This is a genomic window from Rhizobium terricola (assembly GCF_012927355.1).
GTDB classification, from domain to species: Bacteria; Pseudomonadota; Alphaproteobacteria; order Rhizobiales; family Rhizobiaceae; genus Allorhizobium; species Allorhizobium terricola.
Genome location: NZ_JABBGK010000005.1, coordinates 153,869 through 174,058, shown reverse-complemented (window position 1 = coordinate 174,058; position 20,190 = coordinate 153,869). Strand labels below are relative to the sequence as shown.

Below are 20,190 nucleotides of genomic sequence, written 5' to 3'. Positions count from 1 at the left end.
CTTTTTCGGTGCGATACGGAACCGGAATATGTCTGCTCAGTGGATGCTATCGTGCCGGGAAGAAATGCCGGCCTCGAGGACGAGCGGTTTCCCCCAATTTTGCCTCCGCTCCGGTTTCCTCCACTCCAACAAAATCGGCTCCCCCACTCGCCGCCGCCGGCGGTCGCTTCCGCGCTCCTTGACCCCGTCATCTCTTCCCGCCCCGCCGTCTCGTCTTTCACGAACTCAAGGAGATGAGACGATGACCATTGAACAGCACATCGAGGAACTGCGCCGCGAGTTGAGGAACGCCTGCGACGCCGTCGAGCGGCGCCAGATCGAAGCGGAGCTGCAGCTCGCCCAGGCTGATCTGGCCGTGGCGCTTGCCGAACAGGACGGCACTATCGAAGCCGAGCCGCCCTTCTGAGGCGGCTTTTTCCTCCTGTTATGTGAGCCGGTCCGCCGGATCGACCGGCCTCTCGGCTGTCAGGGATTTCACCCCACGACCCTCCCCGCCGGCTCGCGCCGGAAACGGTCGCGGTCCCCCCGGGCCCGCGGGTCTCTTCTCTCTCTCTCTCTCTCTCTCTCTCTGACGTCCCAGTTTACTCCAGCAAATCCGGCGTCAAGGACGGCGCGGTCTCCCCCAATTTTTCCGCCGCTGCGTTGCACTTCGCTTCCCGAAAAAATCGGTTCCCCCGCTGGCGAGCCGCGTGCCGCGGTCCTTGACCCCTCTTTGCCACGGAGTGGCCGATCTCCGTCATCAAGATGAAGGAGATCACATATGACAACCAATCAGAACCTCATGCTTTACACCAAGCTTGCCGGCTTCCGGCTCGTCGTCCTCGCAAACCGCTTCGACTGCGATACTGACGTCTCGCGAAATCTCCATGATCGACTGCTCGAAGGGCTTGAGGCGGCTGCCGGTCGTATCCGGACCACCATGGCATTGGAGCGGAGCGTTCTTGCCGGCGACGACGAATATGCCGCGTACCGGCTGGAGGGTGAGACCGAGATCTTCGGGCGCTTCACGATCATCCTGCTGGATGAGCTCGACATCGACTATCCGGAGCTGGTTCCGCTTACTGAACAGGATCTCGGCTCGCTGGCACCGATCCTCAAGGATATCACACGGGAAACCGGTATCGCGGTAAGTGCCTCCCGTGTCAGCTACATCAGGTGCCCAGCATCATAACCGATCCTGCGGCGAGTTCGACTATCCGAGGGGCGGCGAGAGCGGCCCTTCGTTGAGATGCCGGCGAGACCATCGCAATGATGGCGAGAACGACCAGCTGAGCCTCTTCCTTTCGACCTGCCGTCATCTGTCATCGGGGATGTTGCAGCCCGTTCGTCACGACGCAACCTGCCACCGCCAGAATTTTCCCCGCCGCTTTCTGCGGCTCCTCGCGGATCAAAATTCGGTCGCCGGCAGGTCCTCCACCTCCGTTCCGGCCCTTTGGGTGCGTCCCTCCTTTCCGGTCTGCCGCTTATCCCCTGCGATGACCGCATTTCGAAAGGAGAAACGCCATGCAACAACTCGCCCAATTCCTCGCCGCCACCGGCCGCCGGCTCCGGACTCTCGGTAAGGTGATCAGCCACTTCTTCCGCAAGGGCAAGCTCGGCCTGAAGCTTGCGATCAAGATCCCGTTCTTCGTCGAGATCGAGGTGTCCTTCGAGACCGACTGGAACCGGCGCCAATGAGGCGCCTTCTTGGCCCGCTTCGGCGGGCCTTTCTCAACTCAGCACAGAGGCGCGCGGGCGGTAACCGCGTTTACGCTTTTGTAGGAGCAGATCGAGAAACAGTTCGACAGCTTCCTCTTCCCGTCCGAAACGATGGACCATCATCTGCCCCTTGCTTCCGATGCGGCCCCATTTGCGCAGGAGACAGACGTCCCCGAACAGGTTGGGTTCGATCGACATGGCATAGTAGCGGGCCATGTTCTTCGAGGCGTCCGAGCGTTCGACATAGAGGTGATAGGGCTGCGCGATCATGAGGTCAGAATCCCTGATCTCGGGAATCCCGTCCAACGACACTTATGAATCGGTCGGTATGGATTGATTCAGATCTGTTATGAAACGCGAGTGGTGGGCTTGGGCGAGACGCCTTCGGCGCACGGCTCTACTCGCTTACGCTCCCCGAACCCGCGGGGCGGTTTCGGCCATCCGGCAACGATCCTCTCGCGGATCCTCAGCCGCACCATCCGTGTCTTGCACCGTCCCAGCGCCTGGCAAGGCCCTCGTTGACGAGAGTGTCTCCGAGCGAGTGTCCCGATCGCAATACGGTCCGGAGCTTGCGGCCATACTTGTCTTCGTCGTGCCAGCCGGCCGAAAGCGAAAACGCGCCGGCATTGAGGAGCGCCAGCAGGCGTGCTTTCGCCGCCTCTCCTTTGACCCGTTCCGCTTCGCAGCGAGGCGGGCTGAGCTCAGGTGTATCGATATCCGCAATGCGGATTTTCTCACCCTGGAACCAGAACGTGTCGCCGTCGACGACACAATTGACATGTCGGCCGTCGCCGCAGATTGAAAACGCGGCCGACGATGAGTCCGCTACGGGGATCTTGGCCACAGCCGGCAGTCCGGGGAGGCTGCCGGCGCCGCCGAAGACAAGCCAGCCTCCCACAGCAATGATCATGGCCACGAGGATGCCCGCCAGCGATCTGCGCGAGATGCTCCCTCCAGATCGCGGTGATTTTTCCTGCAGGCGATGTCGATCATTCCTGCTACCGAACTTCCGCGGCTTTCTGAAAGGAACCACATTCGATTTCACCACTTGCCCGCTCCTCTCCTGCTTTCCTCAACCTATCTCGGACTCGGTTTCATATGCGTTTAAGGACAAGGTGCCTCCATGCAGTGTGCGGGAGCGGGGTGCAGTCGGTCCCGCCTCCCCTTCGGGCCACTATGTTTAGGCTCCTGCGGCTGCGCTGTTTCCCGCTCCTCGCACGACGAGAATTCCCGAAATCCCACCCCCTGGGTGGCCGCTTCTCTAATCGGCGGGGTGAGGTCAAGCTCTATCCCGTCTATCCGTTAGCCAAGAAAGCAAGGGTTCGTCCGCAGTCGGCCCATTGCGGTCATTCGGATCGGTGCCTAATCTGTCAAGACGCTCAAGCAACCTACCCATTATTCAGCTATTGACGGCGAACATATCAATGCCTTTGTTCCGATACGTGTTCTCGCTTGGTTCCGACACCAAAGCTGTTGAGTTGCGCAGAAGCAATCCTCAGGGTTGGCTTCCTGAAGCATTGCAACAGGCATTTCCGGAGATTTCGAAAAGACGATGGAATGATGTTATCAGGCTTAGGTTGCTACGATTCGATCAACGGGAAGCGTGGCATGCCACTTTGGTCGACGATCCATATGATTTACTGAGATCGTGTCCCGCCGCGTGGTGTAGCTTCGGCGGTCGCCGTGCCTTCCGGACAGAGCCGGGAAAGGATCAGCTTGCGGCTGGCAGGCTGATGAGCGGATCATCGCTCATCGTGGCGATAGTCTCAAGTGTCATGTAGCGGGAGCGCTGGACTGCCCACTCGTCATTCTGTTCGAGCAGCAAGGCACCGACCAGCCTGACGATGGCATCGTCGTTGGGAAAGATGCCGACGACCTCTGTCCGTCGCTTGATCTCGCCGTTGAGCCGTTCGATGGGGTTTGTGCTGTGAAGCTTTGTCCAGTGTGCCTTGGGAAAGGTCATGTAGGCGAGCACATCCTGTTCGGCACTATCCATCAGGGTACCCTTTCCAAGCTGAATGCCGGATCGCTGAGGATCGCGACAAGGTCCTCCGGGTGAGATGCCACCTTCCGTTCGCGGCATAGTTTCCCGCTTTCATCGACGATACAGACGCTCGTTTCTTTGACCGAGACATCGAGGCCGGCATAGTGTTTCATGGCTGCGCTCCTCTGCATGATGGTGGTACCTGGTTTCCGACAGGCCACTTGTATCATCGGCAGTGCAGTGCGGCTCCATCTTGCGGGCGGATGGGGTGGGGCACGAAGCCGATTAGCCCATCTATGCTGATTTCTCCGATACTCTTCATCATCCTCGATCGGCCTTGCTCGTTGCACTGCGCGCCGACTTGATCGGCTGGTCTTTAGACGCGTCTCTGGGCTTGTGAAACCGGTTCGTTCCGAGGCAAGCCTTCATGTCGTCGCGCCGGAACCAGATGGCGCGGCCGCATCTGAGCGGCGCGTTCCCTGCCGTAAATACGATCTGCTCGTCCGCGCGCATGCGAAGCACCTCGTGCGGCTGGATCAACGGCCGTGCGGCCAGCTGCTTCGATCGCGTCCGCGACGATCCTTTCATCTGCGAACTGCGGCTGATCTGGTCGATCTCGACCGTCGTCATGCCGCAACGGCGCGAAATGTAGTCGGCGGTTTCGGGATCGTTGATCGCTGCGAAACTGATCCAGCTCGCGCTCTCGAACCATTTGCTGGCCGCATCGCGACCGCCATAGGTTTCACGCAGCTGGCCGATCGACTGATAGATCATGACAAGGGTGATGCCGTACTTGCGGCCGGCATCTCTCGCGGTTTCCAGGATCCGCATGTAGCCGAGGCGCGCCACTTCATCGAGAAAGAACAGCGCCCGACCCTTCGTCGAGCCATCACGATTGTAAATGCCGTTGAGAAACGAGCCGATGATGACGCGCGCGAGGCCGGCATGCGTCTCCAATGTTTTCAGATCGATGTTGATAAAGACGTCGGTGTTTCCATCGGCAAGATCGTTCGTCGAAAACGACTTGCCCGAAACCAGCGCGGCATAGTTCGGATAGGACAGCCAGTGGGTTTCCTTGATCGCATTGGCGTAGACGCCGGAGAAGGTTTCGGGCGTCATGTTCACGAAGGCTGCGACATTCTCCTTCACGAAATCCGACTCCGATTTGTCGTAGATCTCCTGCAGGCGTTGGCGCAGTTGCGGCTCCGGCTCGGAGAGATTGGCGCGAACCTGGCGAAGCGTCTGGCTTTCCTTCTCCGTATGGCCGGAGAGACAAACGTCGGCAATCATCGCCGTCAACAATTGCAATGCCGAAGCCCGGAAGAAATCGTCGCGCACACCGCGCGTGCCGCCACTATCGCTCATAATCCACGAGGCGACGGACGCGATATCCTCCTCCTTCGTGCCTCCGAATTGCCCGATCCAGTCAAGCGCATTGAAGCCTGTCGCCGGGTTCTTCGGGTCGAGGATAAACAGATCCCGGTTGGCGCTCGTACGGTGGGCTGAGACCATCGGCGCCACCTCGTTCGACGGATCGAGAACGATCAGCGATCCACCCCATTTGAGTGCCGTCGGGATCGTCACCGACGTCGTTTTGAAACCGCCGGAGCCGGCAAAGACGATGCCATGTGACGAACCGAAGGAGCCGTCGAAGCAGAGCAGCGGTGACTTTCCACCCGCGCCCCATGTCTCCGGGTCGTCGGCCCGAAACGCGCGCGCTGCGCTGCTGTCCTTGTCGACACGATATCGTTCGCCGATGACAATACCGCCCGCGTCAGAAAACAGCCTTTCGGCGTCGGCGAGTTTCATCCAGTCGGCCTCGCCATGCAACGCTCGCTTGCCGCGAATGCGCTTCGGCTCGGCGCTGGCGAATGCCGCATTGCCGGCCAACGCGACGCGCAAAGCAAAGCATGAGGCCATCGCCGCCGCCCCGGCTCCGATCAGAGTCGCCGGGTCGGCATAAGAGAGAATGGACTTGCTCGCTGGAACCTTATCGGCTAGCGCGGACAACCTTATCGTTTCGCGAATTGCGGCGATCAGGATCGTCGCCACACCGCCGGCGACGACTCCCCAACCTGCCGTCTTGATCCTGATCGCGCCGGCGCTCGCAAACAGGAAGACGATTCCGACGAGCCCTGCACTGACATAGGGCAGCGCGATCCCGGCTCGGCCAAGCGTCTGCCGTGCAGCTTCCGTCTTTCCGAAGGCGGACAGCCAGTGCTCGATCCCGGTCAATCCGATCGTGACCAGGAACATCAGCGCGGCGGGTACGATGAAGAGCATGATCCTATTCATCGGCTTTCCCGAAGGCCTCCGCGCCGATCGCCATCAGTCGCGCTCGTTCCATCTCATCGACTTTGAGCCGTTGGCGCAAATCGATCAGCGCCCCCAGTAGAAGCGCGCGTTTCTCGTAGCGAAGACCCGCTTTGACGACCAAGCCGCCAAGCTCGATCTTTTCCCGCGTGTCCTTCTTGCGGGCGTCGGATGTTGTTGTGCGTGCCATCCGCTCAAGCCTCAGCAGTCCCGCCCGCAGCCGCGCCAGCCGCGTCCTGCGTGGACGATGAGCTGCTTTCGCCGGCGTTACCTCCCTTCTTCCCTCCGGTCGTCGCGGCCTTTCCCCCGCGAAACCGTTTGGCCAGGTCCTCGAAGGCTGCCTGAAGCTCTGCCTCGTCGACCTCGATCTCGCCAAGTCCTGCCTTGAGCGCGATCCGGCCGATGCGCTCGGCCTCGCGGGTTTCGGCGACCTTGAGCTGCTCCTGGAGTTTGGCGATTTCGTCGCGGATCTTGGAGGAGGGTTTTTTCATTCCGTCTGACTCCCTTGGGTTAGAAAGCGTGTCTTTCGAACCCAGTTTTAGGGAGCCGAGTGCGGAACGCACTACTGTGAATCCTACAATCGCCAAAGCGCGAGCTTTGGTGAATGATCCCGGCCGTTCCGAAGGAGCGGATCCGAAGGGCGCAATTATACGTCGCTGACGCGACGCCCTTGCTTGAGGCCCCTGGCGGGCCCGCCGCTCTCGATGAACCCGTTGATTTCGTTCGCAATCGGGAGAGAACTCCGCCGTGGCCGTCCCCCATTTCTCCGTCAGCGTCGTCGCCCGCGGCTCAGGCCGCAGCGCCGTCCTGTCGGCGGCCTACCGGCACTGCGCCAAGATGGAATTCGAGCGCGAGGCGCGGACAATCGACTACACGCACAAGCAGGGATTGCTGCATGAAGAGTTCGTCATCCCCGCCGATGCGCCGGCGTGGCTGCGCTCGATGGTCTCGAACCGTTCGGTCTCCGGCGCCTCCGAGGCCTTCTGGAACACAGTCGAAGATTTCGAGAAGCGCTCCGACGCGCAGCTCGCCAAGGATGTGACGATCGCCTTGCCGATCGATTTGACCGCCGAGCAAAATATCGCGCTGGTGCGGGATTTCGTCGAGCAGCACATCACGGCAAAAGGCATGGTAGCGGACTGGGTCTACCACGACGCGCCCGGCAATCCGCATGTCCATCTCATGACGACCTTGCGGCCGCTGACCGAGGACGGCTTCGGCGCCAAGAAGGTCGCGGTAACCGGACCGGACGGCAATCCGATCCGCAACGACGCCGGCAAGATCGTCTACGAGCTTTGGGCCGGAAGCATCGACGATTTCAACGCGTTTCGGGACGGCTGGTTTGCCTGCCAGAACAGGCATCTGGCGCTCGCCGGTCTCGACATTCGCGTCGATGGCCGGTCCTTCGAGAGGCAAGGAATTGACCTGGAACCGACCATCCATCTCGGCGTCGGCACGAAGGCGATCGAGCGCAAAGCCGATAGCACTTCCAAGCCGTTGGAGCTCGAGCGCCTCGAACTGCAGGACGCTCGCAGGGCCGAGAACGCGAGACGAATCGACCATAATCCGAAACTCGTGCTCGACCTGATCACGCGTGAGAAGAGCGTCTTCGACGAGCGCGACGTGGCGAAGATCCTCCACCGCTATGTCGACGACGCGGATCTGTTCCAAAGCCTTATGGTCCGGATCATTCTGCACCCCGACACGTTCCGCCTCGAGCGCGAGCGGATCGACCTTGCCAGCGGTATTCGAGTGCCGGCCAAGTACACGACCCGCGACATGATCCGGCTCGAAGCCGAGATGGCGAATCGAGCGGTCTGGCTGTCTCAGCGGACTTCGCATGGCGTTCGCGACGCGGCACTCGCCGCGACGTTCAAGCGCCACGAGCGTCTATCGGACGAGCAGAAAACCGCGATCGAACATGTGGCTGGAACCGAGCGGATCGCGGCGGTGATCGGCCGCGCCGGCGCCGGTAAGACGACGATGATGAAGGCCGCGCGTGAGGCCTGGGAAGCGGCCGGCTATCGGGTTGTCGGGGGCGCGCTTGCCGGCAAGGCGGCCGAGGGGCTGGAGAAGGAAGCGGGCATCGTCTCGCGCACGCTTGCGTCGTGGGAGCTTCGCTGGAACCAAGGCCGTGATCAGCTCGATAGCAAGACGGTGTTCGTCCTCGACGAGGCCGGCATGGTGTCGTCGCGGCAGATGGCGCTGTTCGTCGAAGCGGTGACGAAGGCCGGCGCCAAGCTCGTTCTCGTCGGCGATCCCGAACAGCTTCAACCGATCGAGGCTGGGGCTGCCTTCCGCGCCATTGCCGATCGCATCGGCTATGCCGAACTCGAAACCATCTATCGCCAGCGTCAGCAATGGATGCGCGATGCCTCACTTGATCTCGCACGTGGCAAGGTCGGCAAGGCGGTCGATGCCTACCGTGCCAATGGCAAGGTGATCGGCTGGGATCTGAAGGCCGACGCCGTCGACAATCTCATCGTCGCCTGGGACCGCGATTACGATCCGGCGAAGACGTCGCTCATTTTGGCTCATCTGCGCCGCGACGTGCGCATGCTCAACCAGATGGCGCGTATCAAACTCATTGAACGCGGGGTTCTCGATCAGGGAACCATGTTCAAGACTGCCGATGGCGAACGCAACTTCGCCGTCGGCGACCAGATTGTGTTCCTGAAGAACGAAGGATCGCTCGGCGTCAAGAACGGCATGCTGGCAAAGGTCGTGGAAGTGGGGCCGGGACGCATCACCGCGCGGATCGGCGATGGGGAGAATGCCCGACAGGTGCTGGTCGAACAGCGCTTCTACAATAACCTGGATCACGGCTATGCCACGACCATCCACAAGAGCCAGGGTGCGACGGTCGACAAGGTGAAGGTGCTCGCTTCGCTTTCGCTCGATCGCCATCTGACCTATGTCGCCATGACCCGTCATCGTGAGGACCTGGCCGTCTTTTACGGCCGCCGGTCCTTCGCAAAGAACGGCGGGTTGGTCGCGATCCTGTCGCGAAGGAACGCGAAGGAAACGACTCTCGATTACGAGAAGAGCGCCTTCTATCGCGAGGCGCTTCGGTTTGCCGAAGTACGCGGCCTCAATCTCGTCAACGTGGCCCAGACCCTGGTTCGCGACCGGCTGGAATGGCTCGTTGGTCAGAAGCAAAAACTTGCCAATCTTGGTGTCCGCCTTGCGGCCGTTGCCGGCAGGCTCGGGCTCGTCCGTGGCGCCGCGCAGTCCCCAACCCAACCCAGCACCAAGGAGGCAAAGCCGATGGTCTCGGGCATCACAACCTTCGCCAAGTCCGTCGACCAGGCTATCGAGGACAAGGTCGCCGCCGATCCAGGATTGAAGAAGCAATGGGAGGAGGTCTCGACCCGCTTCCATCTCGTCTATGTCCAGCCGGAAAGCGCGTTCAAGGCAGTCAATGTCGACGCGATGCTGAAAGACGTGACTGCCGCGAAATCCACGCTGGCGACGATCGGATCGAACCCTGAACACTTCGGTGCGCTGAAGGGCAAAACCGGGATGTTCGCCAGCCGCGCCGACAGACAGGAGCGCGAGAAGGCTGAGACCAATGCGCCGGCCCTGGCCCGCAATCTTGAGCGCTATCTGCGTCAGCGCGCGGACGCTGAGCGCAAATATGAGACCGAGGAACGTGCCGTCCGCCTGAAGGTGTCGATCGATATTCCAGCGCTCTCGGCTAACGCTAAGCAGACCCTCGAACGCGTTCGCGATGCGATCGACCGAAACGACCTGCCCGCCGGCCTCGAATATGCGCTCGCCGACAAAATGGTGAAGGCGGAACTGGAGGGCTTTGCCAAGGCGGTGTCCGAGCGTTTCGGCGAGCGGACCTTCCTGTCGCTTGCGGCCAAGGACCCCAATGGACAGACCTTCAACACCCTGAGCTCGGGAATGACAGCCGGACAGAAGGCAGAGGTCCAAGGTGCTTGGAATTCGATGCGCACGGTGCAGCAACTCGCCGCCCATGAGCGCACGACCGAGGCGCTGAAGCAAGCGGAGACCCTGCGTCAGACGAAGAGCCAGGGGCTGTCGCTCAAATGAAGACACACGCTTCTGCGTTTGGGACGCGTCGCGCTCAACGGGCGCATGCAGTCGTGCTCTTGGCCTTGGCGGCATCCATCGTTTGCGCTGGTGTTGCTACCGCAGTCGTCGGCGGCTTTCGCATCAATCTCACACCGAGCGAACCGCTCGGTGTGTGGCGTATCGTGCCCCTTGACCGCCCGGCAACTCGCGGCGATCTCATCTTCATTTGCCCCCCGCAAACGACAGTAATGCGGGAGGCGAGAAAGCGTGGTTATTTTCGCTCCGGCACCTGCCCGGGCGGCGTGGCGCCGCTCATCAAGACCGTCATCGGCGTCGCCGGGCAGCGTGTCGAAATCGGCGCGGGCGTGACGATCGATGGACGCCCGGTCCCATTTTCCGATCTGGCAGAACGGGACGGCAATGGCCGGGCGATGAAGCCATTTCCCGGCGGCGTCGTGCCTGACGAAAACGTCTTTCTCCATTCACCGTTCAGGAGCTCCTATGACTCCCGCTATTTCGGTCCCCTGCCCGCATCCGGCATTGTCGGCCTGGCGCAAACGGTGCTTACTTATGCGCCGTGAGCTCGGTCGGCCGGTCCTGTTGATTGCCGTATCCATCATCGCCGGAACGGCTGCGTGGAGCGGCCATGTTCTGCATCTTCCGATCGCATTTGTGTTTCCGATCCTTTGGGCACATGCGCGAATGAGACTGACGGCGGCGATTATTTCGGCCGGTTATTTCCTCGCTGCCTCGCGCGGTCTGCCGCAGGGCGTTGCCACCTTCTATTCGTCGGACCTCTGGCCGGGCTTGCTTCTCTGGCTCAGCGCATCGCTCGGCTTTGTCGCTGTCCACGCAATGCTGTGGACGCGATGCGAACCGGCGCGACCGTTTCGCTATTTCGCGGCAGCCGTGCTCATGGCTGTTCCGCCAATCGGTATCACCGGCTGGGCGCATCCGATCACGGCCGCGGGCGTGCTGTTTCCGGGATGGGGATGGTGGGGGCTCGTTGCTGCGACAGCCGGCCTCATGGGCCTCGTAACCCGCATTTGGCCGGCTGTCGCGATTGTCCTGGCAGGCTTTTGGATCGTGTCCGCCGCAACCTGGAACGAGCCGAAGCTACCGGAAACCTGGCAAGGGGTCGACCTCGAATTGGGCGCATCGCTGGGGCGCGACTCCAGCATGCGGCGCCACCGTGATCTGATTGCGACGGTGAAGGATCAAGCATCCGGCGGCGCCCGCACTATTGTTCTTCCGGAGAGCACACTGGGGTTCTGGACGCCAACCGTTGAACGGCTCTGGGTAAAAGAATTGCTGGGAACTAACGCCACCGTCATCGCCGGCGCCGCCATCATCGATGCGGGCGGATACGACAATGTGCTGGTCGCCATCTCGGCCACCGGTGCCCAAATCCTCTATCGCGAGCGGATGCCGGTCCCGGGCTCGATGTGGCAGCCGTGGCGGTCCTTGCTTGGGGTAAGTGGTGGTGCGCGGGCGCACTTCTTTTCGAACCCCGTTGTGACCATTGCCGACGCTCGGGTCGCACCTCTGATCTGCTACGAGCAACTGATCGTCTGGCCCGTCCTGCAGTCCATGCTGCAGGAGCCGGACTTCATCGTCGCCGTCGGCAACGGCTGGTGGACCAAGGGGACTTCCATCGTCGCCATCCAGCGCGCCAGCGCAGAGGCGTGGGCGCGTCTGTTCGATAAGCCGCTCCTGATTTCCTTCAACACCTGAAGCCCGAGGAGACCTCATGCTCGACGCTGCCCTGATCCAACAATGCGCCGACCCTTCATTGAAACCCGCGATCGTCGAGCAGTTCGTGACCGCCGCGGGCGCGAATGATCCACTTGCCGTTACCGTCAAATCAGGTGGCCGATTGATCCTCATCCCGAAGCCGACGGCGCCGGACGAGGCTTTAGCAATCGTCCGGCAGTATGTCGGCCAAGCGGTGGTTCGTGTCGGCCTAACGCAGTTCCCGGCGGGCGTCGGTGTCAAGGAGCCGGCCGATCTGACGCCTGATCTCGTCGATGCTTGCGAAAACCTTCGCAAGGGAACGGCGATGTTCGCAAAGGTTCTGCGGATTGTCGCCAAATGGTATGGCAACCCGAAGAGCGATGACGTCTTCGCGCAGATCTTCGAGGACGCCGTCTACGCCTGGAAGACGGGCGAGTTCGAAGGCGTGAGCGTATTCCAGGCGGAGGATCCGGGTGGCTCAGTCGTCAATCAGCGCGAGCCGATCGACACCGAGGGAACTGATGCAGCGGCTGAGGAAGCTTCCCCACCGACCGACGCCGACCCTCAGAACGAGAAGCAAGTTGGATCGGCGGAGATGCGGATCGATCTTTCGAGGATCGGAGGAAAATGATCCCCTCGGGAAGGCCGCTATGCCTCCGGAAGCGAATAGCGCGTGAGAACGGTGTCTTCGCCATCGAGGGTCACTTCGATGACTTCGTTGACCATATCCTGCGCTCCTGCCAAATCCTGCAGTATGAGGGCAAACAATTCTCGTTGCTGCGCGGGAAGCACCTGCGGGACAATGATCACTAGGCCCGCATGCAATTCCTCTTTCGCGTACAGCTTCCGGAAGTCGCGGGCATTGTTCGTTACGAACGTAAAATCCTCCTCGATGATCCGAGGCATCAGATCCCAGTCGGTTTCGCCGCTCAGTCCCAGCCAGTTCACATGGAAGCAATCGTGGCCGTGCGCTTGAGCCACGGCCACGAGAGACGTGTGAAGGCATTCATCGATAAGAAACTTCACGAGGTCGAGCCAGACGGTTTGGAGACGTTCTCGTTCCGAAGGCTCAGGTGCTTCACGGATTTCACCTTCAGGCCGTGCTCCGAAAGCTTCCGCGGACGTCCTCTGGCGGGATGGGCCGCAACCCAGATCTCGGCAAGTTCCACCATGCGCTCGGTGAGCGAAGGATAGCCCTCGACGATTTCCGCTGTACTTGCGCCTTGGGTCTTCATCGCGGCAATCGTTCGCACGGGAACACGGGTTCGCTTGAAAACCGGCTCGCCACCCACGACCCCTTTCACGCTTTCAATCATTCGTTCGGCTTCTCGAAGCGCCTCGGCCCGCGCGGCCAGTTGTTCTCGTGCCCGCGCAACGTCGATAATGAGATAGTCGTCTGCCCTAACAGTTTCGGCATCGGGGTTCTGGTCGATCGTATCGAATAAGCGCTTGCGGCGCTCCGCAGACAAGATCGATCCGACGCCGTACCAGAGCTTCAACCGAAGTAGATCCTCATCGGTGAGTGCTCGACCCCTGCTACCAACGAGATGAGTCTCGATGATGCGCTTGTCGATCGCATTGTGCACCGATTTCACAGCGATCTCGCTGACAGCCGCCGCCTCGGCGGGCGTGTAGGCGTGTGATGTGCTGGTCATAATCATTCTCCTTGTGGAGAATATATAATGCGGCCCGCCGCTCGTGTAAAGCCTTGACCCATGCTCGATCTCAGTGGTCGAGCTGTCCCAATCGATCGATGCACATTGGCTTCGAAGCGGAAACCGCCCCCGAACCCTAAAAATCCAGTCGACCACGGGCGCGATTTACAGATCAGTTCGATTTGGTCACAAGCTCGGCGGGTTCGACGCCCAGTGCTTCGGAAATCTGGCCAAGAACCGTGAGGGTTGCAGACATCTCTGCGCGCTCGATGGCACCGATATGACGTGCGCTCAGGCCCGTGCGGTGCGCCAGTTCCTCCTGCGTCAGTTTCTTGCCATGACGTATTCGACGCAAATTGACCGCCATGACCTCGTTGAGATCCATGACGGCAGCGGAACCTGAATCGGAACTATTGTTCTAGGAACTATAGTTCCGATTCGACGTGACCTGTGATATTGGGCGTCAATCGTTCTTCGACTGACTTGCAATGTTGGTCGTATGATAGTCTGTAGCGCGGCCGCACAGTGCGGGACCAGAGCATCGTTTCAAGTGGTGAAGGAATGAGTTTCGAGGAAAAACGAATGAACGATGCAGACGCCTCTGAGACCGAAAGAAGCGAGCGGGATCCGCGGTTCTGTTCCATGCCGAAGGAAGCGTTGGAGGAACTGGCGGTGTCGGCAATACACGAACACCGCCGGCTGCTCGCCGCGGATGAGGCTGTCTACGAAGAGTGGACTCGTGCTAGCGGCGACCCCTCGGTTTCCAGCGATGTCCTGGCAAACCTGCAGGACGAATACATTGCCCGTCAGAAGAAATCCGAAGCGCAGCAGGAAGAGCTGTCGCAGATCATCGACGCCCTTGGCTACATCCCCGACGTCCCATTGGACGACGCTAATTAGAGCTTAGCAACCCGCGATCTTTCGCGATTCCCACAAGCTGCGGCACTGATTCAGCGCCCAGCTTGGCACGGGCTTTATCAAGGTAGTGCTGCACGGTCCTCGAATTGATGCCAGTCACAGCGGCAGTTTCGAGTGTGTTCTTTCCTTTCATCGCCCACGTCAAGCACAACATCTCGCGTGGCGAGAGCACCTGCTTTGGATTGATGGCGGTTTTGGCAGCAATCATCTTCAATCGATAATGGACCATCATCACCAATTGGACTGCTCTCCTCGAGTCGAAAGCGGCCGGGACGTCCACTTCTCTTTCGGAGGATGCAAAGGTCAGCATCATCGACGCACCGTAACCACCCTCCACAGGGATTGTCATGCCGCAGCGGATCCCGTGGTCGATCGCCTCGTCGCGAAACTTTCTGAGCGGTGAAGAACCGCGTGCCGGCCAATCCTCCGCGGTCCAGAAGAAAACGTCGCGTTTGCGCTTCGCTTCCGTCACCACGGGATCGATGCTGGAATAGTCAGCCGAGAGGTAAAGACCCTCCCATGGTTTGGGATAGGAGTTGAATGTCCTGATCTGGGCGCCTTCTTTTTCGAGATAGGCAAACCGTTCGTATCCGCAGGAACGCGTGAATTGCCTGAGGGCTCCCTTGATCATGGCCTCGTCTTGCGCGACTTCCAGCATGTCAACGAGCGAGCGAAATTCTCCGTCCACGAACGCTTCTCCTATGTTCTTGACCCGTAAAGCGGTCCTTTATTTGCCAGCCGAGACGCTGGGTGATGGGCATCGTAATTTGGCAGCGGGCAGGCCCGCTAATTTCCAACTGACGATAACTATGCAACCGACAGTGCTGGGTTAACGCAAATCAGTCCCTCTTGCCGTGTATGTTAGCACTACCCATAAAGGGGGAGCTTTCAAGGCTCCCCGCCTCAAAAAGATGACAAATCAAGAAAAGTTTTCGCGGGCCAGGGAACCAGTCGCAATGGAAACAGTGTTCTGACGCAAGTGCTATTTGCTGAAATCAACGCGATATAGGCCTGGCCCTCGCACTCGCAGAGGCCCAAACTTAAAACCCCCTAGCGCTTTTCAAGGCGCAAGATCACCTGCCGTCGATACGCGCCCGCTCGGATCTGACGGCTTTGATTATACGCCAGTTAATTCCCGGTTCACGTAGCATCTGGATATCGTCCATTTCGTCGAAATCCGAAAGCCGGGTGAAAAACGCCTTTCGAAGGCGCGAGATAAACTGCTTCGGCAAAGCGGTGTTTTCGAGAAGGTCCGGGTCGTCATCCGGCAAATCGCCAAAATCCATTACTGTCATCGCCTATCCTTTCGTGCGTTGAACAGGACCATCCGGCACCATTTCTACAGCCAGCGCAACTCGCAGATTTGCACCTCCTGCGGGCTTGGCGTTTCCTTTAGTTCTTGCGGTAAGCAGACGGAAAAATGATGTCCTGGTCGACGAGCACGTTAAATTTATAGCCGGGCCTGATCTGGATCGTCGGCTGCACATTCAGGTTCTTCGAGATCGTCTGCTCTGCGACTCGACCGAAGCTTTCGGCAAAATTCCGTCTGGCTGCATCGGACGCCGTGTCCTGCGTCGCAAGCGTCGAACTCTCCGGCATCGACATGTCGATCCCGGTTCCGATCAGCGCGACAAGAGCTGCCGAGCTCCAGGTGCGCCAGAGATGCCGATCGACCTTGTCCTTGAAGCCGCCATATCCTTCGGCATCCGTGCCGGCCATGCCGCCGATCTGCAGGGTCGATCCATTCGGAAAGATGAGGTCGGTCCAGACGACGAGGACGCGCTCCTGGCCAAACGACACATTGGAATCGTAACGACCAAAGAGCTTGGCCCCCTGCGGGATGAGGAGCCGATAGCCGGTGGCGCTGTCATAGACGTTCTGGCTGACCTGTGCGCTGATGCGCCCCGGCAGGTCGGAGTTGAGGCCGGTGATCAAGGTGGCGGGAATGACCGAGCCACGCTTCAGTTCAAAGGGCGACATCTGCGGCACCACTTGGTTCGGCAGATAGCCGAGATCCTTGATGTCCTGATTGAAAAAATCCTCCTTCGAGGTTTGGGTATTCGGATCGACGTTCTGGCCCATGAGCCCGGATTTCATGGCAGCGGCGTAGAGGTCAGAGGCATTGTTGGCCGTCGCAGCCGTCGTCTGCCGGCCAGTGTCCGTGGAGTTGTTGGCGGCCTTCTCGACATCGGAAATATCCACCTTCAATGGTGAGTCCAAAGCCGTTGCCCGCGCCTGCAGCCGGGCCATGCGCTGGCGTTGGGCCTCGCGGATATATTGTTCATCCTGCTCGCGCTTCAGACGGGCTTTCCATTCCTCCTCGGATTCGAGCTTCGGCCGCCGTTCTTCCCTCTCCGTGGGCCGGCGCTCGACAACAGGTGTTTCCTTCTCGACCTTCCGTTCGTCGGCGGGCGTTGGCTGAAACGCTTCACGTTCCACCGGTTCGCCGATAATGCCGTCGGTGATGCCGCGTTTGAGTTGGTCTCCGAAGTTGGTTGCAGGCGTATTCGAAGCGCTGTGGAGATCGGTGTTCCGATTGAAGGGGAGCCCGCGCCACGACAGTCCGATCACGACCACGCCGACGAACAGCGCGATGATGACGATGGCGATGATGATCGGCAGCCGATTGAGACGGCGCATGCCCTTCTGATCGTCAGCTTGATTGGATGCGCCGAGCTGGAGCGATTGGACCATACTCGCCTCCCCTCAATTCCGCTGCATGATCGAGAGCGGGCTTGCCGGCGTCGCGCCGGCCGCCGATGTCGAATAGGCCCGCCCAAGGGCGACGGACGGCGTCGAGAGCTGTGCGAGCACCTGACCGTCGACGCCATCGACCGAATAGGCGAGCTCGACCGGTTTGACATCCTTTCCAGCCTTGCCGTCGGTTATGACCGTGTAGCCCCATCCTTTCAGCGCCGCCTCGAGCGCCGCAGCAAAGTCGGACGAGTCCTTTTCCATTTTGAGCGTTGTCGTGGCGGCTGGACCGATCTGCTCGGCAAGCCGGCTCGCCATGTCGCCGGCGATGGCGCTTGCGGCTGTGCCGGTGACGGCGACCGGGGTCGAACTGGTGGTCAATCCGTCCTCGGCCGTCTGGCAGCCTGAAAGCAGGGTGGCGGTGATCATGATGATGAGAAGCTTGCGCATGGTTCAGCCTCCCCGCCGAATGGTAATTTTCTGCTGGCGCCAGCCGACGCCGGAGACGAGGATTGCCTTGTCGACCGCATAGTCGACGATCATCATGTCGCGCTGCATCCGATAGTTGACGATACGATTCTGGCCGCCTGAAACGACGAAAAGCACGGGCGCATCCTGGCTCGATACTGATTTCGAGAATTGAATGTAGGTTTTCACGCCGTCTGAATAGACCCGCTTCGGCTTCCAGGGCGCGCTCCCGCTCACCGAGTAGGAGAAGTTCAGTTTGTCGGGTGCCGTCCCGGGAGTTCCGCCTGTCTCGAGCCGGGAATAGATATCGGCGAGCTTGGTCGACACATCCTCCGGGTACTCGAAGCCGACGCGGGCCATATACTGGCTCGGATGAGACTTGAGCTGGATGTGATAGGTGCGGCGTGATGTCGTGACCACCATCGAAGTGACGAGACCCGGCTCCGATGGCTTGACGATCAGATGGATTGCCTGCCCGCCCGTGGCGCCCGAGGTCGCCGGTTCGACTTTCCATCTGACAGTGTCGCCGACCAGAACGTCGCGGACAATCTCGCCACCCTGCAGTTCGATATCGCAGACCTGCAGGGGCGAGCAGACGACGGACGGCTGTGTTTCGCCGAAGAGGAAGACGACCTTGCCATCGGGGCCGGTCGTCACCAGTCCTGGCGTCCCGCGCCATTTCCTCGAGATGTTCGTTCCCTTCACCTCATTGTTTGTCATGCTCTGTGCTTCGGCGCCGCTCGCGAGGACGAGCGTGGCCAGGCAGCCGGCGGCTGCGATCAATCGTGTTCTGTTCATTGAGAAATCCCCTGCCCTTAAAGCTGCGCTGTCCAGTCGAAATCCCGGACATAGAGACCGATCGGATTGAGGCGGATGGTGGCCTCATCCTGCGGTGCGGTGAGCGTGACCGTCGCGATGCCGCGGAACCGGCGCGTGCCGATTTCCTTGCCCTTCCGGTCGCGTTCGTATTCGGTCCAGTCGATCTGATAGGTCTGGTTTGAGAGAGCCACGATGTTGTTGACCTCGATGGCAACGGTCGACGACTTCGCTTTCTCGAACGGTGAGTTGCTCCGGAACCAGTCATTGATCTTCTGCGTCGACGGATCGGAGGTCCGAAGCAGCGCATAGGTCCGATCGATATATTGTTTCTGCACCACCGCATCCGGCGTAATCGAACGGAAGCTGGTCACGAAATTGCCGAGCGTGGCGCGCACCACCCGGACATCGGCATATTCGATCTGTTCGGGAAAACCCGATGTCACCGACGTTCCCAGTTTGTCGACCTGGACAATATAGGGAACCAGCTTGACCTGAGTGCTCAGATACATCGAATAGCCAAAGCCGATGACAGCCATGGTAAGGCCCAGAATGCCGACAATGCGCCATGCGTCGGCGGCCTTTACATAAGAGCCATATCGCTCATTCCATTCCTGGCGTGCGGCGAGATACGGGTTTTCGGGGGCGCGGTTCGCTGCCATCGATCCATCACTTTCTGATTGCTATTGGTCTTTGCGTTCGGGAGATGGCTTTGGTCCTCTGTGACCGCTGCGCGCCTCATCCAGCTTGGCGTTGGCGAGGCCAAGGATCGATCCTGCATAGGCACCGGGAGAACCGATGGCCTTCTCCTTGGCGGCCGAGCCTGCCGCATGTCCGGCCGATCCGATGCCTGCTCCGATCCCGCGAAGCATTGCGCCGGCGACAGACGACCCCGCGGCGCGTGCGCTTTGAGCTGCCGCGAACCCCGCGCCTGCCGCACCCGCCGCGAGGAAACCGGCGCCGGTGGCGAAGGAGGCGGCCTGGCCACCGTGGCGGATCGCTTCCATCCCGCCCGAGACCGATGCCCCCTGGACGACGCCTTGCATGATGTTCGGCACGTAGATAGCGACAATGAAGACGACGACCGCAATGCCGGCGATCGCGAGGGCCGTCTGGAATTGGTCGCCAATGTCAGGTTCGTTTGCTAATCCGATAAGCACTTCTGATCCGATGCGCGAGATCATCACAAGCGCCATGAGCTTCATTCCGACCGAGAACGCGTAGACCAGATATCTGATGGCGAAGTCCTTGGTGTAGGACGAACCTCCCAGGCCGAGCATGATCATGCCGGCGAGCAGGCCGATATACATCTCCACCATGACCGAGACGAAAATCGCTGCGACAAGCGAGAACGAGATGACCACGACGACCATGGCAAACGCAGCCGAGATCGCCAGAGCATTGTCTTCGAATAGACCGAACTGAATCTTTTCCGACATCTTCGTGGCGACTGCGAGCCCGGCATTGAAGACGTCGGCCGGTGAGGCGGTGCCGCCTCCGGCGCCAATCTGGAACAGACTGTCGACCACCGCCTTCGCGAAGGTGGGGCCCTGTGCCAACACGAAGGCGAAGAATCCAATGAACATGATCCGCCGGACAAGCTCGGCGAACCAGCTGTCGAGCGATGCGGCCTGTAGTGCCAGCCAGACGGCGGCGATACCAATTTCGATCGTCGCCAGGATCCAGAACAACGATTTCGCCGCATCCATGACCGTGGTTTCCCACCCCTTCGCGGCCGTGGTGATCTGGCTCTGCAATGAGGTCAGCACTGAGCCTTCCTGGGCGAAGGCTGGCTGGGCCGCCAGTGCGCAGAAGGTCGCAAGCAGCATCGCTGCCCTGAACCGTCGAAAAGATATCCCCGTCATCTGC

23 protein-coding genes and 2 pseudogenes are annotated in these 20,190 nt (G+C 60.3%); 8 read left to right on the top strand and 17 right to left on the bottom strand.

Annotated elements, in window-relative coordinates:
• The first annotated feature begins 241 nt into the window (after positions 1-241).
• The 3 genes from HHL25_RS19655 to HHL25_RS19645 all read left to right on the top strand — a co-directional run bounded on the left by HHL25_RS19655 (position 242) and on the right by HHL25_RS19645 (position 1,677).
• Positions 242-406 carry a hypothetical protein gene (locus tag HHL25_RS19655; RefSeq protein WP_169594792.1) on the top strand — a complete coding sequence of 55 codons (165 nt, stop codon included), beginning with the start codon at positions 242-244 and terminating at the stop codon, positions 404-406.
• A 354-nt stretch (positions 407-760) separates the two neighbouring features.
• Positions 761-1,171, top strand: coding sequence for a hypothetical protein (locus HHL25_RS19650; RefSeq protein WP_169594790.1), 411 nt, complete (start codon positions 761-763; stop codon positions 1,169-1,171).
• Between the two features lie 332 nt (positions 1,172-1,503).
• Complete coding sequence (locus HHL25_RS19645) at positions 1,504-1,677, top strand: hypothetical protein (protein ID WP_169594788.1); 174 nt, start codon at positions 1,504-1,506, stop codon at positions 1,675-1,677.
• A 33-nt stretch (positions 1,678-1,710) separates the two neighbouring features.
• On the opposite strand, the gene HHL25_RS19640 is transcribed toward HHL25_RS19645, so the two are convergent.
• The 7 genes and pseudogenes from HHL25_RS19640 to traC form a co-directional block, all read right to left on the bottom strand.
• Positions 1,711-1,968, bottom strand: coding sequence for a WGR domain-containing protein (locus HHL25_RS19640; protein ID WP_169594786.1), 258 nt, complete (start codon positions 1,966-1,968; stop codon positions 1,711-1,713).
• A 196-nt stretch (positions 1,969-2,164) separates the two neighbouring features.
• Positions 2,165-2,746: a thermonuclease family protein gene (locus tag HHL25_RS19635; protein WP_169594784.1), complete on the bottom strand. Its 582-nt coding sequence runs from the start codon at positions 2,744-2,746 to the stop codon at positions 2,165-2,167.
• 663 nt (positions 2,747-3,409) lie between these two features.
• Positions 3,410-3,697 (bottom strand): annotated as a pseudogene (locus tag HHL25_RS19630) (transposase); the annotation flags it as partial.
• 2 nt (positions 3,698-3,699) lie between these two features.
• Positions 3,700-3,855 (bottom strand): annotated as a pseudogene (locus tag HHL25_RS19625) (IS110 family transposase); the annotation flags it as partial.
• A gap of 148 nt (positions 3,856-4,003) precedes the next feature.
• Positions 4,004-5,977: a Ti-type conjugative transfer system protein TraG gene (gene traG, locus HHL25_RS19620; protein WP_169594782.1), complete on the bottom strand. Its 1,974-nt coding sequence runs from the start codon at positions 5,975-5,977 to the stop codon at positions 4,004-4,006.
• Positions 5,970-6,185 carry a type IV conjugative transfer system coupling protein TraD gene (traD, locus tag HHL25_RS19615; protein ID WP_169594780.1) on the bottom strand — a complete coding sequence of 72 codons (216 nt, stop codon included), beginning with the start codon at positions 6,183-6,185 and terminating at the stop codon, positions 5,970-5,972. The genes traG and traD overlap by 8 nt, the downstream gene beginning before the upstream one ends.
• A 4-nt stretch (positions 6,186-6,189) precedes the next feature.
• Entirely contained in the window at positions 6,190-6,486 is a 297-nt protein-coding gene (traC, locus tag HHL25_RS19610; protein WP_169594778.1) for a conjugal transfer protein TraC, read from the bottom strand.
• 256 nt (positions 6,487-6,742) lie between these two features.
• Here traC and traA point away from each other — a divergent pair, with 256 nt between their 5' ends.
• From traA to HHL25_RS19590, 4 genes are read left to right on the top strand one after another with little or no spacing between them, the layout of a single operon-like run.
• Positions 6,743-10,054, top strand: coding sequence for a Ti-type conjugative transfer relaxase TraA (traA, locus tag HHL25_RS19605; RefSeq protein WP_169594776.1), 3,312 nt, complete (start codon positions 6,743-6,745; stop codon positions 10,052-10,054).
• Entirely contained in the window at positions 10,051-10,617 is a 567-nt protein-coding gene (gene traF / locus HHL25_RS19600; RefSeq protein ID WP_169594774.1) for a conjugative transfer signal peptidase TraF, read from the top strand. The genes traA and traF overlap by 4 nt, the downstream gene beginning before the upstream one ends.
• Positions 10,607-11,770, top strand: coding sequence for a conjugal transfer protein TraB (locus HHL25_RS19595; RefSeq protein ID WP_169594771.1), 1,164 nt, complete (start codon positions 10,607-10,609; stop codon positions 11,768-11,770). The genes traF and HHL25_RS19595 overlap by 11 nt, the downstream gene beginning before the upstream one ends.
• Before the next feature lie 16 nt (positions 11,771-11,786).
• Positions 11,787-12,401 (top strand): TraH family protein, encoded by a 615-nt coding sequence (locus tag HHL25_RS19590; RefSeq protein ID WP_037094537.1) that lies wholly within the window; start codon positions 11,787-11,789, stop codon positions 12,399-12,401.
• A gap of 17 nt (positions 12,402-12,418) precedes the next feature.
• Here the strand turns inward: HHL25_RS19590 and HHL25_RS19585 are convergent, their stop codons facing one another.
• The 3 genes from HHL25_RS19585 to HHL25_RS19575 all read right to left on the bottom strand — a co-directional run bounded on the left by HHL25_RS19585 (position 12,419) and on the right by HHL25_RS19575 (position 13,810).
• A complete protein-coding gene (locus HHL25_RS19585; protein ID WP_037094536.1) occupies positions 12,419-12,796 on the bottom strand; it encodes a DUF5615 family PIN-like protein in 378 nt (125 codons plus the stop codon).
• On the bottom strand, positions 12,793-13,425 hold the full coding sequence (locus HHL25_RS19580; RefSeq protein ID WP_148658749.1) for a DUF433 domain-containing protein: 633 nt from the start codon (positions 13,423-13,425) through the stop codon (positions 12,793-12,795). Before HHL25_RS19580 ends, HHL25_RS19585 begins: the two co-directional genes overlap by 4 nt.
• Positions 13,426-13,597: 172 nt before the next feature.
• Positions 13,598-13,810, bottom strand: a complete 213-nt coding sequence (locus HHL25_RS19575; protein WP_037094533.1) for a helix-turn-helix domain-containing protein — start codon at positions 13,808-13,810, stop codon at positions 13,598-13,600.
• A 197-nt stretch (positions 13,811-14,007) separates the two neighbouring features.
• Between HHL25_RS19575 and HHL25_RS19570 the strand changes: the two genes are divergently transcribed.
• Positions 14,008-14,325, top strand: a complete 318-nt coding sequence (locus HHL25_RS19570; protein WP_148658729.1) for a transcriptional repressor TraM — start codon at positions 14,008-14,010, stop codon at positions 14,323-14,325.
• On the opposite strand, the gene HHL25_RS19565 is transcribed toward HHL25_RS19570, so the two are convergent.
• The 7 genes from HHL25_RS19565 to trbL form a co-directional block, all read right to left on the bottom strand.
• Positions 14,318-15,031, bottom strand: a complete 714-nt coding sequence (locus HHL25_RS19565; protein WP_169594769.1) for an autoinducer binding domain-containing protein — start codon at positions 15,029-15,031, stop codon at positions 14,318-14,320. The genes HHL25_RS19570 and HHL25_RS19565 overlap by 8 nt on opposite strands.
• A gap of 385 nt (positions 15,032-15,416) precedes the next feature.
• Positions 15,417-15,638, bottom strand: a complete 222-nt coding sequence (locus tag HHL25_RS19560; protein ID WP_143150183.1) for a hypothetical protein — start codon at positions 15,636-15,638, stop codon at positions 15,417-15,419.
• Between the two features lie 97 nt (positions 15,639-15,735).
• On the bottom strand, positions 15,736-17,037 hold the full coding sequence (gene trbI, locus HHL25_RS19555) for an IncP-type conjugal transfer protein TrbI (protein ID WP_169594767.1): 1,302 nt from the start codon (positions 17,035-17,037) through the stop codon (positions 15,736-15,738).
• A 12-nt stretch (positions 17,038-17,049) separates the two neighbouring features.
• Entirely contained in the window at positions 17,050-17,487 is a 438-nt protein-coding gene (gene trbH / locus HHL25_RS19550; RefSeq protein WP_169594765.1) for a conjugal transfer protein TrbH, read from the bottom strand.
• Between the two features lie 3 nt (positions 17,488-17,490).
• The gene (gene trbG, locus HHL25_RS19545) at positions 17,491-18,303 is read right to left on the bottom strand and encodes a P-type conjugative transfer protein TrbG (protein ID WP_169594762.1); all 813 of its coding nucleotides are present in this window, start codon (positions 18,301-18,303) and stop codon (positions 17,491-17,493) included.
• A 17-nt stretch (positions 18,304-18,320) separates the two neighbouring features.
• Positions 18,321-18,983: a conjugal transfer protein TrbF gene (locus HHL25_RS19540; protein ID WP_113134575.1), complete on the bottom strand. Its 663-nt coding sequence runs from the start codon at positions 18,981-18,983 to the stop codon at positions 18,321-18,323.
• A 21-nt stretch (positions 18,984-19,004) separates the two neighbouring features.
• Positions 19,005-20,186 carry a P-type conjugative transfer protein TrbL gene (trbL, locus tag HHL25_RS19535; protein ID WP_113134574.1) on the bottom strand — a complete coding sequence of 394 codons (1,182 nt, stop codon included), beginning with the start codon at positions 20,184-20,186 and terminating at the stop codon, positions 19,005-19,007.
• Positions 20,187-20,190: the final 4 nt, after the last annotated feature.